Origin of the sequence: Proteiniclasticum sediminis (assembly GCF_018128025.1) — a bacterium.
Classification (GTDB): domain Bacteria; phylum Bacillota; class Clostridia; order Clostridiales; family Clostridiaceae; genus Proteiniclasticum; species Proteiniclasticum sediminis.
In genome coordinates this window covers 112,964-129,379 of record NZ_JAGSCS010000007.1, presented here as the reverse complement: position 1 = coordinate 129,379, position 16,416 = coordinate 112,964, and the positions used below count along the sequence as shown (strand labels likewise).

16 protein-coding genes are annotated in these 16,416 nt (G+C 54.5%); 3 read left to right on the top strand and 13 right to left on the bottom strand.

The window, feature by feature from the left end:
- Positions 1–133: 133 nt before the first annotated feature.
- From mgtE to KCG48_RS07230, 5 genes are all read right to left on the bottom strand, one after another.
- Positions 134–1,483, bottom strand: a complete 1,350-nt coding sequence (gene mgtE, locus KCG48_RS07250; protein ID WP_211800920.1) for a magnesium transporter — start codon at positions 1,481–1,483, stop codon at positions 134–136.
- Between the two features lie 55 nt (positions 1,484–1,538).
- Complete coding sequence (locus KCG48_RS07245) at positions 1,539–3,131, bottom strand: hypothetical protein (RefSeq protein WP_211800918.1); 1,593 nt, start codon at positions 3,129–3,131, stop codon at positions 1,539–1,541.
- A complete protein-coding gene (locus tag KCG48_RS07240; RefSeq protein WP_211800932.1) occupies positions 3,124–3,831 on the bottom strand; it encodes an ABC transporter ATP-binding protein in 708 nt (235 codons plus the stop codon). Before KCG48_RS07240 ends, KCG48_RS07245 begins: the two co-directional genes overlap by 8 nt.
- Positions 3,832–3,974: 143 nt before the next feature.
- Positions 3,975–4,562, bottom strand: a complete 588-nt coding sequence (locus tag KCG48_RS07235; RefSeq protein WP_211800917.1) for a hypothetical protein — start codon at positions 4,560–4,562, stop codon at positions 3,975–3,977.
- A gap of 91 nt (positions 4,563–4,653) precedes the next feature.
- Complete coding sequence (locus KCG48_RS07230) at positions 4,654–5,148, bottom strand: GNAT family N-acetyltransferase (RefSeq protein WP_211800915.1); 495 nt, start codon at positions 5,146–5,148, stop codon at positions 4,654–4,656.
- A gap of 142 nt (positions 5,149–5,290) precedes the next feature.
- Here KCG48_RS07230 and KCG48_RS07225 point away from each other — a divergent pair, with 142 nt between their 5' ends.
- Positions 5,291–5,572: a GNAT family N-acetyltransferase gene (locus KCG48_RS07225; protein WP_211800914.1), complete on the top strand. Its 282-nt coding sequence runs from the start codon at positions 5,291–5,293 to the stop codon at positions 5,570–5,572.
- Between the two features lie 111 nt (positions 5,573–5,683).
- On the opposite strand, the gene KCG48_RS07220 is transcribed toward KCG48_RS07225, so the two are convergent.
- A complete protein-coding gene (locus tag KCG48_RS07220) occupies positions 5,684–7,342 on the bottom strand; it encodes an FAD-dependent oxidoreductase (RefSeq protein ID WP_211800912.1) in 1,659 nt (552 codons plus the stop codon).
- A 300-nt stretch (positions 7,343–7,642) separates the two neighbouring features.
- On the bottom strand, positions 7,643–8,128 hold the full coding sequence (locus KCG48_RS07215) for a DUF1801 domain-containing protein (protein WP_211800911.1): 486 nt from the start codon (positions 8,126–8,128) through the stop codon (positions 7,643–7,645).
- A 127-nt stretch (positions 8,129–8,255) separates the two neighbouring features.
- Between KCG48_RS07215 and KCG48_RS07210 the strand changes: the two genes are divergently transcribed.
- Positions 8,256–8,756 (top strand): NAD(P)H-dependent oxidoreductase, encoded by a 501-nt coding sequence (locus tag KCG48_RS07210; protein WP_211800909.1) that lies wholly within the window; start codon positions 8,256–8,258, stop codon positions 8,754–8,756.
- Here the strand turns inward: KCG48_RS07210 and KCG48_RS07205 are convergent.
- From KCG48_RS07205 to KCG48_RS07195, 3 genes are read right to left on the bottom strand one after another with little or no spacing between them, the layout of a single operon-like run.
- The gene (locus KCG48_RS07205; protein ID WP_211800907.1) at positions 8,744–10,138 is read right to left on the bottom strand and encodes a hypothetical protein; all 1,395 of its coding nucleotides are present in this window, start codon (positions 10,136–10,138) and stop codon (positions 8,744–8,746) included. The two genes, KCG48_RS07210 and KCG48_RS07205, sit on opposite strands and share 13 nt — an antisense overlap.
- 42 nt (positions 10,139–10,180) lie before the next feature.
- Positions 10,181–11,158, bottom strand: a complete 978-nt coding sequence (locus KCG48_RS07200) for a D-2-hydroxyacid dehydrogenase (protein WP_211800905.1) — start codon at positions 11,156–11,158, stop codon at positions 10,181–10,183.
- Between the two features lie 2 nt (positions 11,159–11,160).
- Positions 11,161–12,066 (bottom strand): sugar phosphate isomerase/epimerase family protein, encoded by a 906-nt coding sequence (locus tag KCG48_RS07195; RefSeq protein ID WP_211800904.1) that lies wholly within the window; start codon positions 12,064–12,066, stop codon positions 11,161–11,163.
- Between the two features lie 208 nt (positions 12,067–12,274).
- On the opposite strand from KCG48_RS07195, the gene KCG48_RS07190 reads away from it, so the two are divergent.
- The gene (locus tag KCG48_RS07190; protein WP_211800903.1) at positions 12,275–13,165 is read left to right on the top strand and encodes a DMT family transporter; all 891 of its coding nucleotides are present in this window, start codon (positions 12,275–12,277) and stop codon (positions 13,163–13,165) included.
- Between the two features lie 81 nt (positions 13,166–13,246).
- Here KCG48_RS07190 and KCG48_RS07185 read toward each other — a convergent pair whose 3' ends face one another.
- Genes KCG48_RS07185 through KCG48_RS07175 form a run of 3 tightly spaced genes read right to left on the bottom strand, consistent with a single transcriptional unit; the run spans position 13,247 to position 16,275 of the window.
- Positions 13,247–13,912, bottom strand: coding sequence for a DUF6320 domain-containing protein (locus tag KCG48_RS07185; RefSeq protein ID WP_211800902.1), 666 nt, complete (start codon positions 13,910–13,912; stop codon positions 13,247–13,249).
- Entirely contained in the window at positions 13,909–15,303 is a 1,395-nt protein-coding gene (locus KCG48_RS07180; RefSeq protein ID WP_211800901.1) for a condensation domain-containing protein, read from the bottom strand. Before KCG48_RS07180 ends, KCG48_RS07185 begins: the two co-directional genes overlap by 4 nt.
- Before the next feature lie 3 nt (positions 15,304–15,306).
- Entirely contained in the window at positions 15,307–16,275 is a 969-nt protein-coding gene (locus KCG48_RS07175; RefSeq protein ID WP_211800900.1) for an alpha/beta hydrolase, read from the bottom strand.
- Positions 16,276–16,416: the final 141 nt, after the last annotated feature.

Below are 16,416 nucleotides of genomic sequence, written 5' to 3'. Positions count from 1 at the left end.
GAAAAGCTAATTCTTGCCACATAAAAAACAAAGCGACCATTTCTTTTCGGAAATTGGTCGCTTTGTCTACAGTCTGAGATGCTTGATTAACAAGCATCGAACATTTTAATAAAACAATATAAGTAAGATCGATTTATATCCCTAAAATGAGATGTGCCAAATAGAAATAGACAAAGAGAGAACCCGCATCCACGATGGTCGTAATCATGGGGGCGGCCATGATGGCCGGGTCTGCCCGGAGAAGCTTTGCTGCAAAGGGCAGAAGCGCTCCGATGAGCTTTGCCATGATCACCGTGGCTTGGATGGACAGGGCCACGACGAAGACGATCATGGGCTTGTCCGGATAGGAATAAATCAGCCGAAGATAAGTGATGAGCGCCAGGAACGCTCCTGCCATGAGGCTCACCTGGAACTCCTTCCAGAGGACCTTCAGTCCGTCGGAGAACTTGATCTCATTTAGCACCATGCCGCGGATGACCAGGGTACTGCTCTGGGATCCCGAGTTTCCGCCGGTATCTGTTAGCATGGGAATGAAACTGACCAGGAGCGGAATGGAAATGAAGGCATGTTCAAAATGTGCGAGGATATTGCCCGTAAGAACGCCGGAGATCATGAGGATGGTGAGCCAGCCCATGCGGTTTTTTGCCAGTTCCCAGACGGAGGTCTTCAGGTAGGGCTTGTCCGAAGGCAATGTACCCGCCATCTTTTCAAAGTCTTCTGTGTCCTCTTCCCGCATAACGTCAATGATGTCATCGACGGTGACAATGCCCACCAGGTGGTTTTCCGAGTCCACCACGGGAATGGTCATGAAGTCATACTTCATGAAGAGATCGGCCACATGTTCCTGATCCAGGTCCGTGGAAACGCTGACCACTTCCGAATCCATGAGCGACTCCACCAGAGCCTCGTCTGAGGCCAGGAGCAGGGTGCGCAGGGTGACCACGCCCTCCAGGGTCCGGTCATCGGCCACCACGTAGCAGCTGTAAAGCGTCTCGTTATCATGGCCGAAGCTTCGCAGGTAGGCGATGGCCTCCTCCACCCGAAGATCCTTCTTGAGGCTGGTATACTCCGAGGTCATGAGGCTTCCGGCAGAATCCTTGGGGTACTTGAGGAACCGGTTGATGGTTCCCCGGGTGTGCTCATCGGTGATCTCCAGAACACGGGTGACAACGCTGGCCGGAAGCTCTTCCAGCATGTCCACCAGATCATCCACAAACATTTCGTCCAGGATGACTTCCAGCTCCCTGTCCGTCATTTCATGGATGATTTTCCCCTGAATCCCCGGTTCCAGTTCGGCAAAAACCTCTGCGGCTTGATCTTTCTTCAGAAGGCGGAAAATCTTCAGGGCCTTGGCACTGGGAAGCTCGTCAATAATCTCGGAGATTTCCACCTCATCCAAATTCTCCAGCTCCTCCCGAAGGGCCAGGTAGCGGTTTTCATCCAGCCAGGCTTCCAGCTGGTCAATTTTTTCCATATTCCGCATGATTTTCCTCCTTTCTCCCGGGAAGGTTTCTTCCCGAAGACGTCGATTTCAGATGCTATTTGATGCGGAAGGTTTGGGGCGCCTTCCGGTAAACCATGGTCAGGGCAAAGGCGATATAGCCTAGGGCAAAGAGAATGATCACCGGCAGGAATCCTGCCGCCGGGGTCTTCACCTGCATGGCCATGTAGGAAGCAAAGTACACAAGGCCATTGATCAGGCTGAAGAAGGGGTTCTTCACCTGAAGATCCGCCGTATAGGGCTGAAAGATATAGTACATGAAGAGATAATGGACGGAAAAGAATACCGATAGGGCCAGAATCATCACCAGCACCGGCAGGATGGTCAGAAGATTCGGCATCCCCGAAAGCATCGCCAAAAGTAGAAGTCCGCCGCACAAAAGCACTGCCGGAATGAGATTTCCCAGGACGATCCGCTTCAGGCGCAGGGTGAACATGGCCAGCAGGGCATCACCTTTCCGGTAAAATCCGTACTTCAGAAGACTCAGGTCACAGTTGTAGAACATGGCCTTGGTCTCCCGGGTGGCATTGCAGAGCATATAGAGCAGAAAAACAAAGATCGTATAGTTGTCCAGAATTCCCTGGGCTGCTGGCGTGAGAAGATCCACCTCCACAAAAAGCGTAACCAGGAAGAACACGAGGAAACTGCCCACCACCAAGGCACTCTTCACCAGTACCGGTTTTCGAAAAAAACGGCCATGACGCTCAAAAAAGAGGGTGTTGAGATAGTCGAAGCCTTTCTTCTGGGCGTGCTTCTCCCCCTTCAGGTCCACCTGGGCGTACTCCTTGTCCTTGACCTTCACGTCGGCAAACTGAGCTCCCGCTGCTGCATTACGCATTTTGTCCATGCGGGCATAGCTGGTGCTCCGATGGAGCGCTTCCCCGTAGACGGAAAAGGATCGGATATACCGCAGGGAAAGACCGGCCACCAGAAGATATGCCACCACAGTGATGCCGTGAAAGAGGAAGGCGCCAAGATTCACCCCGGGTAGGAAGAACCACAAAAGATAGCTCCCGGGAACCAAGGTGAGATAAAGAACCACCAGGAGCCCCGTATGTTCCTCCAGAATGTCCCGCTTCTTCGCGTAATAGAATAGATGAAGCGCCTCCGCCAGAAGAGCGCATAAGGTCACCAGGGTGGACAGGACCAGGGCCTCCCCCCACCGGATTCCCAGCCTCCCGGCAAAGTAGAGAAAGGCGGCGCTGCGGGAGATCCAGCGGATCCCTTCTTTTTTCCACAGCACTGCGCCGGCATAGCTTCGAGGATTCATCCGCAGCTGCTTCAAGAGGATAAACTTCGAGGGATTCAGGGTGAGGAGCTCCGAGGAAACCAGACGTAGCCCCATATAGAGCCCCAGGACGAGGATCAGGGGACTTCGTGGCATGTCTTCCCCCAGAATTTCCTGAGGCAGAACCAGGAACAGTCCCGCCAGGAGAAAACTTTTGACGGGACCGGCCAGTAGCTGATAGAGGACCCCCAGCCCGCCCAGGAAACTTTTCAGATCTAGGAGGGCATAGGAAGTGTTTCTGAAGAGGCGCTTCAGGAGGGGCACCCGCTTCAGAAAATAGAGAAATCCATTGATCTTCATGGCTGCCTCCAGCCGGACCATGACCCAAAACGCCCTACGCATGGGCAGGCTCCGTGAGGAGGGCGATGATGCTGTCCTCCACCTGGGGCTCTGTCAGCATGGCATGATCCACCAGCTGGAGTTTTCCCTCGTGGAGAATGACGATCTCATCGCAAAGATCCAGCGCCAGCTGGAGAATATGGGTGGAGAAGATGATGATGTGGTCTTCCCGGATGCTGCGAAGAAGCTTCTTCATCTCCAGGGCCACCACCACATCCAGGGAGGTCAGAGGTTCATCCAGAAGGATCACCGGAGGTTTGGCGATGAGGAACAGCATCATCTGCAGCTTGTTCTTCATGCCGTGGGAGTACTCCTTGATGAGCCGGTGCCGATCCTCCGGCAGAATCTGCATCATGTCGAAGTATTCATCCAAAGGCCGAAGATCATCGATCCGATTTTCATGGAGATCCCGGAAGAAGCGGATAAACTCATACCCTGTGAGAAAATCCGGAAGAATCGGCGAGGAGTAGACATAGGCGAGATCCTCCGTACTCAGCGGCCGGGCTCCCTGTTCTTCCACCAGGGCCATGGCTCCCCCATCCTTGGGAATCTCATCGGCCAGAATGTTGAACAGCGTCGTCTTCCCGGCACCGTTTCGGCCAAGAAGCGCATAGATTTTTCCTTTTTCAAAGGAGAAGGTGATGTCTTTCAGGACTTCTTTTTGGGCGTAGGCCTTCGCCACGCGGTTTAGTTCCAAGGTCATGATGAACTCCTTTTTCTCTTCCACTGCTGCCTTCCATGATGTCATTCCTCAGCAAAAGAAGGATATTTTAGCGATATTTTTTCAATACCTCTTTCATTATACCCGAAAAGCATAGCCCCGAACAAACCTTCCGTCCAAAGAGATCAGGACTGCACGGCAGAATGGTCGGATTTCGCCCGATTTTTCAGCTTTGCGGCTTTACTCAGGGGCTCCCAGATGATCCGGGCCAGCGTAAAGTCAATCATGCTGTGAATCACCGTGCCCACGCCCACCAGGAGCACCACGGAAAGAAGGAAACCTTTAGAATAGTATCCGGCAGACATTTGCTGGCCAAAATAGAAAGGCATGACCACCAGCATTTCCAAAAGCGCATGGACCAGTCCCAGCATGAGGTTAAACCCGAAGCGGCGGGAAAACTTCTCCAGGATCCATGGTTTTCGGACTAGGATGCGCGCGCCAAAATAAGCCCAAAGGCTGTGGCTGGCTGCCCGCATCACCACCACCAGAGGAAAACCCGACAGGAAAAATCCTAAGGTCGTCCCCACGGCCACAAAGAGGGCGGTGGCGGGTGACAGGGCCATGGCCATGAAAATCGGCACATGACTGGCCAGGGTATAGGAAGCCGGTTCCAGCACCAGCTTAACGGGAGAAATCAGGGGGATAAGAATTCCCACGGCGCAAAGGAGCGCGGCAGTAGTCATCTGGTAGACTTTATCTTGGGTGGATCGCATTGTCGTCACTTCCATTTTCTGATTTAGCCTTAAGGCCATGACTCCATTATAGTCAGGCTTTTTCCCCGGTGCAAACTTTCTTGACGATCCCTTAGAATCCCAAGGGAAGCGTACACTGGCTGATCCCATGCCAAGCACCATTTTTGAAACCTACGTTTTCTAGGGTGCCCGCATACTGAAAGCCCTGGGAGAGAAAAAAGTCCAACGAGGGCTGATTTCCAGAGGTGATCACCGCCACCACGGTCATGATACCCTGTTCCTTCAATTGCTGAAGAAGCGCTGCCAGTAAGGCTTTTCCCCGCCCCTGACCCTGGGCATCCCGTCGAAGATAAACGGAAATCTCTGCCGTTCGATCATAGGCTGCCCGGTCCCGATACCGGGAAGCATAGGCATAGCCCAGGACCTCTCCCTGCTCCTCCAGGACCAGATACGGGTATTTTTCCTGAACCGCCGCTATCCTCCGGGCCATCTCTTCCTCCCTCGGTGCAGTCAGTTCAAAGGATATGGCTGTCTCCTCCACATAGTAGCGGTAAATCGCCGCAATTGCGGGACTGTCACCCGCGTTGGCTTTTCGGATTTTCTGCATGTTCTTCTCCCTCGCTTCTCATATTTTGCATCCCTGTTCTCTCTATTCTATGCCTCCTCGCTGAAGCTGAAAAGCATTTCCCTACCCAATCTCTGGGGGGTATGATAAAATCAGGGTAATTTACCGAATAAAGGAGGACACCATGACACTAAATCAGGGAACTAACCGGCTCTATCTCACCGATGAAGCGGGCATCGAAGCGGGAGAGATCACCTACCGCGAAGAAGGCGAGCTCTTCATCGTGGAGCACACCTATGTCTTTGACGGCTACAATGGCCTAGGTCTTGGAAAGAAGCTCGTCTACGGCATGGTGGAACTGGCCCGGAACACCCACCGAAAAGTTCGCCCGGAATGTCACTATGCCCGGTCCGTCCTGGAAAAAACCCCCGAATGGCAGGATGTCCTGTCCCGGGAAGAAGCATAACCTGACAAAAAAGTGCAGCCCATAAAACGGCTGCACTTTTTTTGTGGGGAAATTCAACTTAACTTCCGATTAAGAACCCGATCGGGAGCTTCCCTCCCGAGGCTTTCTCTTCTACTTCTTCGTTTTTTTCTGATGTTCCCGGAACCGGGCAAAATTCTTGTGCCCTCCCGATAAATTGTAGACTTCCTTGAATCCTTCATTGAGGAGGATATTCTGCACCGCATTGCCCGTGGTTCCCTTATTGCAGTAGGTCACCGTGATGACATCCTTCTTCAGACTGTCCAGGGAGCCTCGCACATCGGAATGAGGAAGATTTTTTGCCTCATCCACATGACCCGCCTCAAATTGCTTCTTCACCCGGGTGTCCAGCACCTGGATGGTTTTTCCCTCGGCCTGGAGCTTTGTCAGCTCCTCTGGGGTCATGAGCGGTCTTCCTCCATAGATGGCATTTTCCTGGATCATCCCGGTATACAGAACAGGATCTTTGGTCGTGGAAAATGGTGGTGCATAGGCCAGATCCAAATGGACGAGATCACTGACCTTGGCCCCGAAGGTGATGAGCGTGGCAAAGACATCAATACGCTTGTCCACGCCTTCTTCTCCCACGATCTGGACACCCAGGAGTCTTCCATCTTTCTTGTCCGCCACGGATTTGATCACCATCTCCCGACCGCCCATGTACTCGGGCTTATTGGGCTTGATGTTATGACTGATGGATACCTCGTATCCTTCCTTCTCTGCTTCCGTGGTGCTAAGTCCGGTCTGAGCCACGGTCAGATCAAACACCCGGAAAATTCCGGTGCCCAAAACCCCACGGAACTCCAAATCTCCGCCTGTGGCATTATGGCCGGCAATTCGTCCGGTTTTATTGGCTGTGGAACCCAAGGGGCGATAGACAGGCTTCCCGGTCACCACATGGAACTGCTCAATGCAGTCACCGCAGGCATAGACTCCGGGCAAAGAGGTCTCCATATGCGCGTTCACCGCAATGGCCCCAGTGGACCCCAAAGCTACGCCCATCGTTTTGGCGAGGGCAACATTGGGTCGAACTCCCGTGGCAAGGATGACAAGATCCGCTTTGACCTCCCGATCTTGGGAGATGCGGACATCCTTCTCCCGGATTTCCTCCACGGTGGATCCAGTGAGCACAAGAACGCCTTTTTTCTCCAGATGGCTTTCCACCATATCTGCCATATCGCTGTCCAGTCCAGGGGTCACTTGGGGGAGCATTTCCACCAGGGTGACATTCATTCCCTGTTTAACAAAGTTTTCTGCCAGCTCCAGTCCAATGAATCCCGTGCCCACAATGACCGCCTGTTTCGGCGACTTCGTATCCAGATACGCCCGGATGCGGTACATGTCATTGATGTTTCGGAGGGTAAACACATGGGCCAGTTCCCGTCCTGGAATGGGGGGAACCGCCGCCGCTGCCCCGGTGGCAAGAATGAGCTTGTCATAGTGATCTTCAAAGACCTCACCGGTGACGAGATTCTTCACCTGGAGCGACTGTTTACCTGGATCCACGCTGAGGACTTCATGGGCAGTCAATACATCCACATTGTACTTGCTCTTAAAAAACTCGGGATTGCGCGGGGTCAGTTCTTCCCCGTTTTCCACCTCTCCGCCCAGATAGTAGGGCATACCGCAGCCGGAATACGAAATGTAGGTGTCCTTCTCGTAAATAACGATCTCATGGCTTTCACCGTTTCGTCTTGCTTTGGCTGCAGCAGAAGTTCCCGCCGCCACGGCGCCGATGATAATAATTCGCATAGAATCTCCTCACTTCAATAAATTTGATTTACTGCTATTCTACCAGAAGGATGTTAACTCTCCGTTAATCCAGCGGAAATCCAGGTAAAAATTGTGATTTTTTAGCAATTCCATCTCAAGAACCTTCACGGTAAACCCCCGTTTTGGCTTCCATAGAAAAAGACTCCGGTGATCAGGACGATGATCCCAATCCGAGGAGCCTTTTGGGGGAACCGCCCCTTTGTCTTTCCTCCTCATGCTGCTCGGCATCAGGGGTTTTCACTCCAGAGCATTCCGCGTAAAATGGAATAGATCAGAAATTTATTTCTTTGGATTCTTTGACATTTCGCTGCGCTGTTTCAATCCCTCCTCATAAAGGCGGATATAGTCATCCAAAGTAATCTTCCGGGCCAGTTCGCCGATGAGCTCAAAGGGGATCGTCTTTGGATTCTTGAAGCGGATACAGCTTTTGCCCATATCCAGTTTTGTACTCACCCGTTTGGCATACTCCTCCACAAACCACTTCTCCAGCTCAGGCAAGGCATAGATGCCCATATGGTAAAGGGCAATGTGGTTTTTTTGTGCCGCAATGCCAATGAAGGGGAGCGGCTCTCCGGGGGTGGTGTGGTAACCTTTGGGGTAGCGTTTCAAGGGCACCTGGAAACCCATCATGCCATAGCCCATGCCCTCCTCAAATCCTGGGGGCAGATTTTCCTGGATGACCTGTCGTAAGCGAGTAATGGCTTCTCTTCGATCCTCGGGAATGTCCTGTAAATATTCTTCGGGGGTTTTAGAATCATAATACATCGTTTAACCTCCTGTACACTTCTGTTTGATTCGCGTAACGGGGAAATTTGAACAGCCAGCGAACGAAAATTTGACAGTTTATGACTTTTTGCGTAACCACTTTGCCCAACCCTTGAAGGAGATCCCGATGAAAATTATCGCACTAGCCTTTTCCCGGGCGGATCAGCGGATCCGCATTCCCCTGGACTACCTCTCCGCCCTTCTGTCCGAGGCGTTCCCAGCCTTAACCCGGGACTTTCTTACCCTGCCCCGGGAAGAAGATTCTTCTTTCTTTCCCCAGCTGGCCTCGGCACTTTCAGATGCCCCTCTCCTTCTTCTCAGCACCCCGGTTTTCCAGGACAGCCTCCCCGCTGCCCTGGAAGCCTTTCTACAAGACCTCCCCCAGGGGGCCCTCCAGGGAAAGGCCCTGGGCATTATGGTCACGGGGAAAAATGCCTGGCATCTCCACAAGGCGGCCAAAACCCTGGTTTCTCTGGCAGAGGAGCGGGGCGCAAGAATCCTGAAGCCCCTGATCTTCCTGGAGTCCAAGGACTATCCGCTAAACACACCTTTGGCGGAGGATATCCTCACGGAACTGGACCTGCTGGCCGAGGCAGCAGAAGCCTATCTTCTCGCCTATGACCGGTGATCCGGAAAGAGTTTTCGGCCCAAAAGGATGATCAGAGTCAGCATGAGAAATCCCAGGAGGAAGAGCCCGGCAAGAACCCCCAGATAGCCGAATCGGTGGCTGAAATCGCCCTTCACTCTGTCCCAATAGGTCACTTTTTCCTTGGGCGATAACGTGAACGAAAGCTCCGTATCCGGAAGCTCCGCAAAAGAGCCCTCATAGATTCCTTCTTGGTTTCGGGTAAGGGGAAGATTGCTTTCCAGCACAAAGGGCAAAGAGTCCTGGGGAAGGATCGTCACCTGAAGATCTTGAAAGCCCCCCCAGCGGGCAGCCGGCGACAGGAGATACCGATAGGTGTGGAGGGGAAACGGGGTGTTTCGGCGGTCCATGGTTCCCTTGGCATCGTAGCTCACCGTCACATTCCGGGTGGCATACCCTTCAAAGGGCACTTCATAGACGAGGATTTTGTAGCGATCCCGCTGGGCAAACTCCAGGAGAAAATCCTCCGTCACGAGGGAGCCATATGCGGCCAGGGCCTTCTCCAGACCTTCCACACCCACATCAAAAGCCTGGGGGGTGAGCCCCTCCTTCTTTCCCAGGGTGCTGGCCAGATATTGCTGGAGATACTCCCCTAAGGGAAGCACCGTTTCGTCCACCTGGATTTTATCCGCTTCCAGCTTTCCTCCGCCCTTCTCTTCGGAATAAAAGACCTCCACCGTATACTCGACTTCAGCTCCCCAGAGGGCAAAATCCAAGGAATCTGTGGGGGGCTTCCAGCCAAGAAGTTCATAGCCTTCTTTTCCGTCAAAACTGTACCCGCCAAAATCCTTGGCCAGCACGAAGCTCTCTGACGTTAACCCCGAAAACTTCACGCTGATTTTCAGGGACTCCTCCGGATTTACCTTCAGGATGATCCGATGGAGCGTCACGGGATCATCCAGGGAAAACCCTTTGGGGACATAGGGTTCCTTGGTAATTCCCGCCAGCACCGCATCCAAATCAAAATCCAGGGTGGCTCCTTCTTTGGGGTTGACCTCCTCCCCATAGTAGAGCGTATAGGGGATTTCTTCGCCATCGGCAGTGATTTGGATGTTTTCTTCCGTCTCCCACAGGTTTCCAATATACGGGAAGGCCATGGCGGAAACGGTCCTTTGGGCTTGGCTGTTGGTCATGGCGTAGGCCGCTGTCACCCGGGCCAAGGGACTGAAGGAGTCCCCTTCTTCCTGTCGAAAATCAAAGGTCAGATCCTCCCCGTCCACCCGAATGGGGGAGTTTTCGGAGACCGCCAGTAGGCTTCCTGTGGGATAATTCACCCAGTAGGAGGGGGCAGAGTTGGCCTGGGCTAAGGCCCATCCTCCAGGAACGAGCAAGAGCAGAATCAGAAGAAGTGCCACACGTTTCATTCCAGAACCTCCTTATCCTTACCATCAAAGGCGCTAAGCCGGCTATCTTGCGTTGATTCCCGGGGAGTTCACCACATGAATGGGGTTTCCCGCCACAAAAGCCTGAAGATTCTCCACGGCAATGTCCATGAGCCGCTGGCGGGTTTCCTTCGCCGCCCAGGCGATGTGAGGGGTGATGATCATATTCTTTGCCCCAAGAAGGGGGTTATCCGCCCGGATGGGCTCCACGGAGACCACATCCACGGCGGCGCCTCCCACTTGGCCGCTTTCCAAAGCCTCACGCAGATCCTCTTCCACCACCAGTCCCCCTCGGGCGGTATTGAGAAGAAAGACACCCTTCTTCATCTTGGCCAGATTTTCCCGGCAGATGAGCCCTGCCGTCTCCGGAAAGAGTGGACAGTGAAGGGTCAGGACATCGGACTCCCGGAAGAGGGTATCCAAATCCCCGAAGCGAAGATTCGGGGTATCCGCCTCCCCGGCCTTTCCCCGGCTCTGGGCCAGAACCTTCATCCCCAGGGCCTGGGCAATTTCGCCCACCCGCTGGCCAATGCGGCCATACCCGACGATGCCTAGGGTTTTCCCCTGAAGCTCCACCAAGGGGGACTTCCAGTAGCACCAGTCTGTGCTTTGGGTCCACTCGCCGGCATGGACCGAAGCGGAGTGATCCCCCACATGGTGACAAAGCTCCAGGAGGAGCGCCATGGTGAACTGGGCCACGGCATCGGTGCCGTAGGCCGGAATATTGGAGACGGTGATCCCCAGTTCACTGCAGGCTTTAACATCCACCACATTGTAACCTGTGGCGAGAACTCCGATGAACTTCAGCTGAGGACATTGCCGAAGGAGATCCCCCATCAAGGGTGTTTTATTGGTGTAGACCACCTCCGCTGTGCCGATCCTTGCAAGAATCGCTTCCTCCGGTGTTCGGTCATACACCGTGACCTCGCCCAAGGCTTCAAACCCTTCCCAGGAAAGGTCCCCGGGATTTTCCACGTATCCGTCCAAAATCACAATCTTCATGTCTAAACCTCCTCATCTTCCAGCTGAGCCCATGCCCGGCGCAGTACCCGCTTTGAGCTGGCTAAAACCACGTCTTCCTCCTCATCCTTCCAGGGCTTCACCTCAAAGGAGAGCACCAAAGGAGCCTGGGGCCGAAATAGCCCTTCTGCCCGGAGAGCCCGGAAGAACGTCAGGAGTTCCGGGACGTCATTGGCCCCTTCCGGAAAACCAAATCGGGGATGCAGATCCCCAAAGGCTTCTGCTCCGGGCTTCACCACGGCGTTCCCCATATGGAGGTGCCGAATGTAGGGAGCAAGAATCCGGATCACTTCAGGAATCTCCTCATGGGTGGTGGGGATATGGGAAAGATCCACCAGGAGTCCGAAGTTCTTCTGGGTCTTTTCCATCTCTTTGGCCAGCCTTGACGCCAGGGGTGCCGGACCGATGAGCACTGCCTTGTCCAGGTCATAATCAAAGACCTCTAGGTTGATGCCCATCCCCTTTTCCCCGGCATAGGAACAGAGCCGGTTCAACGTCTTCACCAGCTGCCAAAACGCCTCTTCCTGGGTCTCCTCTGCCCATTTCCCCGCCATGATGGCCACGGCTTGGGCACCCAGGTCCTGGGCTTCATCGATGCAGTGAAGAAGGGCTTCTTCCGCCCGGAGCCTTTCCCCTTCATCCAGGGCATTGGCATTGAGCTTATCCCGGAGGATGAGGGGTTGTGCCCCAAAGCAGACGGTGAGGTGGGAAGAGGCCAGGAGCGCCTTGGCTTCCTCACGCTCTTTAGCACTGGCAAAGGGCCCCACCTCCACGGCATCAAAATCGGGGTCCGCCGCCACGGCGCGGAGCCCCTCCAGCACGGAACGGCGGGGATAGCTCATCCACTGGATGACTCCCAGCTGAAAATAGCGGTGTATGGATTCTTTCATCTTGTCCTCCTTCAGCGCAGGATCCTTCGGGGTTTTTGACCCCTTCCTTTTTGTCCCGCAGTGTCCCCTTCATTATACCCGATTCTTGAAACCGTTTCGAGAATCGGGCGCAAATTGAAGGTTCTTGGGTAAATCTTTCAAAAATCTAGCGAGAGAGAAGCCCCTGTGGTACCATAGGAAGATAAACTTTAAAACAGGATGGTAAATCATGTATATTGGTGAAATTGCTGCGCTTCTCACGGCCATGTGCTGGGTGGGCTCCTCCGTCTCCTTTGAATATGCGGGGAAAAAAGTGGGCTCCCTGGTGCTGAATCTCATGCGCCTGGTGGTCTCTTTGGTGCTCATCACGGTGCTGAACTTCTTCATCACCTCGGGCTTTCAAAATCTCACCATCACCCCGGAGGCTTTCCGGGCTCTGATGCTCTCCGGACTCATTGGTCTCGTGCTGGGGGATCTCTTTCTCTTTCAGGCGTACATTGAAATCGGCGCCCGGATCTCCCTGCTCATCATGGCCCTGGCGCCCCCCATCACGGCCCTCTTCAGCTATTTTCTCCTGGATGAGGTGCTCGGCTTTGGCCAGATCCTGGGCATGCTGGTGACGGTGCTGGGCATCGCCATCGTCATTCTGGGCAAAGAAAAGGGCAAGAAAAAGCTAGTGGTCCGCCATTCGGTGAAAGGCATCCTCTATGCCTTCCTGGGGGCCCTGGGCCAGGCAGGAGGCCTCATCCTCTCCAAGGTGGGCGTAAAGGATCTGAATCCCTTTGTGGCCACGGAGATTCGCATCTTCTCCGGCATCCTGGGCTTCATCCTCATCATCACCTTCTTCAAAAGCTGGCCTGGCTTTTTCCAGACCTTTAAGCTGAAATCCGTCATGGCGGGAATCACCGTGGGCTCCCTCTTTGGTCCCGTGGTGGGGGTTTCCCTCTCTCTCATGGCCGTGAAATACACCTCCACGGCCATCGCCTCCACCCTCATGGCCATCACCCCCATCCTCATCATTCCCGTGTCAGTGATCTTCCTGAAAGAAAAGGTCAAAGCCAACGAAATCCTCGGCGCTTTAGTGGGCGTTCTGGGTGTGGCCATCATCTTTCTGGTCTAGGAATATCTTCCCGCTAAACGCAAAGTCCCCTGCCTCCCGGTTATCTGAACCGGAAGACAGGGGACTTTTATTGGGCTTGAACTAGAGGTGCATCCTTTTCTGAAGCTCCGCCCAGATCTCCCCGCCCCGGAAAATCACCGTTCCCACCAGCATGATGATGCTGAGGACCACGGAGAAGAAGGAGGGGAATGGATGGGAGACCCACTGGAAGAGGAGGAAGAGGAGGGGAATCAGCCCCAGAAGCGAGGCGATGACGATGTAGAGAATGTAGTCCCGCACCTCCAGCTTCACCACCTGCACGGCAATGAACATGGCCACGATGGCCGTGCCGCAGAGGAGCGGAATGGCATAATCCAGGGACCAGCCCCGCCAGCCGATGGTATAGTCCCAGAAGATGCTCAGCAGGGACAGGAGGGCAATCTGATACACGATCCCCTTGGCGATGTTTCGCCGTTTCCGAATGATGGTGGCCACCACCAGCCACATGCTGAGAGCGCCGAAAAACACCATCAGGGGCCAGTTCAGCTTCGTGGGCCAGATCATCCGGATCAGGAAGGCCACAAGAACCACGGTGATGGAGATGAAGGACAGGATCTTGATGGCCAGGTGTTTCTTGAAGGTCAGGGGAATGTCCGGAAAAGGCGAGGGTGTCGCTTCCTTTTCCGTCCCCAGCAGCGGATTTCCGCAGAGGGGGCAAACTTCCCAATTGCCTTCCACATCCACCAGGCAGTGATGGCATCGTCTCATGATGATTCACCTTCCTCTTCATGACGTAAATCCACCCGATTGGCGGCCACGGTCACCGCGACCCCCTTTTGGGTGAGCATGCGGATCATGGTTTTTTCGATTTCCGTGTCTACATAGGGGGAAATCCAGGTGATCGTCAGGGTCTCTCCATGGCTCACCGTGAGAAACTGAGGTCTCACCGCCGAGGTCATGGCATAGAGATTGCCGATGTAAGGATCAATGTCCGGATGGAAGGCCACCCTGCCCAGGTTGGAAATCCCTAAGGTCAGGGTTCGGTTATTCTTGGCGTTGAGAATCTTCAAGATGAGATCCTTCACCGGTCGGGGCATGATCCGGAGCACCGGCTGCTCCTCATAGGCTTTCAGATTCACGGACTTTTCCTTCAGCCTTTCCCGCACAATTTGCTCGCTGAACTGATGATTCAGGCTGACAATGACTTTTTTCAGGACCTCCTCGCCCCGCTCTTCCTCCTGGAAATGGTAGGACACCCGGATGGTGCTGAAGAAGTTCCGGGCGGAGGTGGAGGGAAAGAAGGCCCTAAGGTTCACCGGAACGGTCACCGCCACGGTCCAGCCGTCTTTTCGAACAGGCGCTTCCTGAACGGCCGCCAGCATATAGAGGGCCGTGAGGTAGACGGTGAGGGTGGTTTCCTGGGCTTTCGCCAGGGCCAGCACGGGTTTTACGGGCATACGCCCCTCCACCAGCCGCATGCGGTTATCCGGTGTCCGCCTGCCCCGCACCCGATACACCCGCTCCTTGGCCGGGGACTGGCCCACCACCGATTCCCCCACATGATACACCAGCTTTCCCACGGCTTTTCCGGCTCCCGTCACCGTGCTGAGGGTGGCCTTGGCCGGGGTGGTCAGGGTGAAGGGTTTAGTTCGGCTGAAGTAGCGGGCAAAGCTGTCATCCAGTAGCTTTCGGACCGACTCCCGGCCTTCCGGGAGAAGCTCCTTGTGCTGAAAGTCCGCCGCATAACGCCTGAGGATATAGTGATGAAGAAGATTTTCCAGGAACCACAGGGCCCCCGTCCCATCGGAGAGGGTGTGAAAGACTTCCAGATGAACCCGCTGCCGGTCATAGAGGACCCGAAACAGGAGATTTCGGCTCTCAAACTGATAGAGGGGCTGGGCGGGATTTTGCCGGTCGGGCTGCACCTTGGGCGTGAGATCGCTGTCTTCCAGATAGTACCAGAAGATTCCCCGGCGCAGGACGCTGTGGTAGAGGGGAAAGTGCTCATAGGTCACATCCAGGGCTTCCTGAAGAAGTTCCGGCACCACCTCGTCCTTCAGCTCTGCCGTGATCCGAAAGACTTTGGAATCCTTGGAGGACATGGTGGCCACAAAGATCTTCGAGGCATTATCCAAGCGGACCCAGTTTTTTCTTGCCATGGCTTAACCCTCCTTGATTGATGTGGATGAATCAGCGTTCTCCCCCGGGGAAGTTTCCTCTAAAAAGGCATTAATGGCGCCGTAGGCTGCGGTGAGGGATGAACTGATTTTGGGAAAGGTAATGAATCCATGGATGGCATCGGGAATCCGGACAATTTTTGCCGATACCCCTGCCTCCTGGAGGAGCCTTCCATAGGCTTCCCCCTCGTCCCGGAGCGGATCATACTCCGCCGTGATCACCAAGGTTTCCGGAAGACGGGAAAGATCCGGCGCCATGATGGGCGACACCTGGGGGGTCTGCCGAAGGGCGGCATCCGGCACATAGAGGGTCATGTAGTCTTCAATACGCTGCCAGGTGAGCCCGTACTCCTCCCCATAGGTTTTCACGGAATCAAAGACAGAATCCGGGGAATGATCCCAGTAGGTGGCGGGATAGAGGAGAACCTGCTTTCCGGGCAGGGGCTTCCCCTGATCCCGAAGCATCATGGAGACCACCGCCGCCAGATTACCGCCGGCGGAATCCCCCATGAGAATCAGGTCGGAAGGCTGGGACAGATGAATCAAAGAAGGCTGCTGAAGCAGCCGCTCCGCCACCTGATAGCAGTCCATGAGGCCCGTGGGGTAGGAATATTCCGGCGCCAGCCGGTAATCCACGGAATAGACCACCCGTCCCGTGGCTTCTGCCAAATTCATACAGGCCGGGGTGTAGGTGGCGATATCGCCAATGACCCAGCCACCCCCGTGAAAGTAGAGTATGGCCCCTGGTTTTCGCTTTCCCTGGGGATAGAAGATCCGCACGGGAACGCCGTAGTCTTCGTCATCCCGGGGGATTTTTCGATCCATGACGCCCTTAGGAAGCATCCGCTCCTTGTAGAGCATGCGCTGAACCTTTCGCACCCAAGGGTAATCTTCTTTCATGTCGAGGGGAAAATTGCTGCTGGCTTTCAAGAGGATTTTTCGAAAAAGGTTCATGGGCTACTCCTTTATGGGGTTATCCCTTTTGGGGTCCCCTTCTCCTTTCACTATACCACAGGGAGCCCCCTCCTCAGTAGCCCTTCTGTCCGGGAGAAACCGGGAGAAGTCGAAGAGTTAACCTCCACGGAACCTTGAACC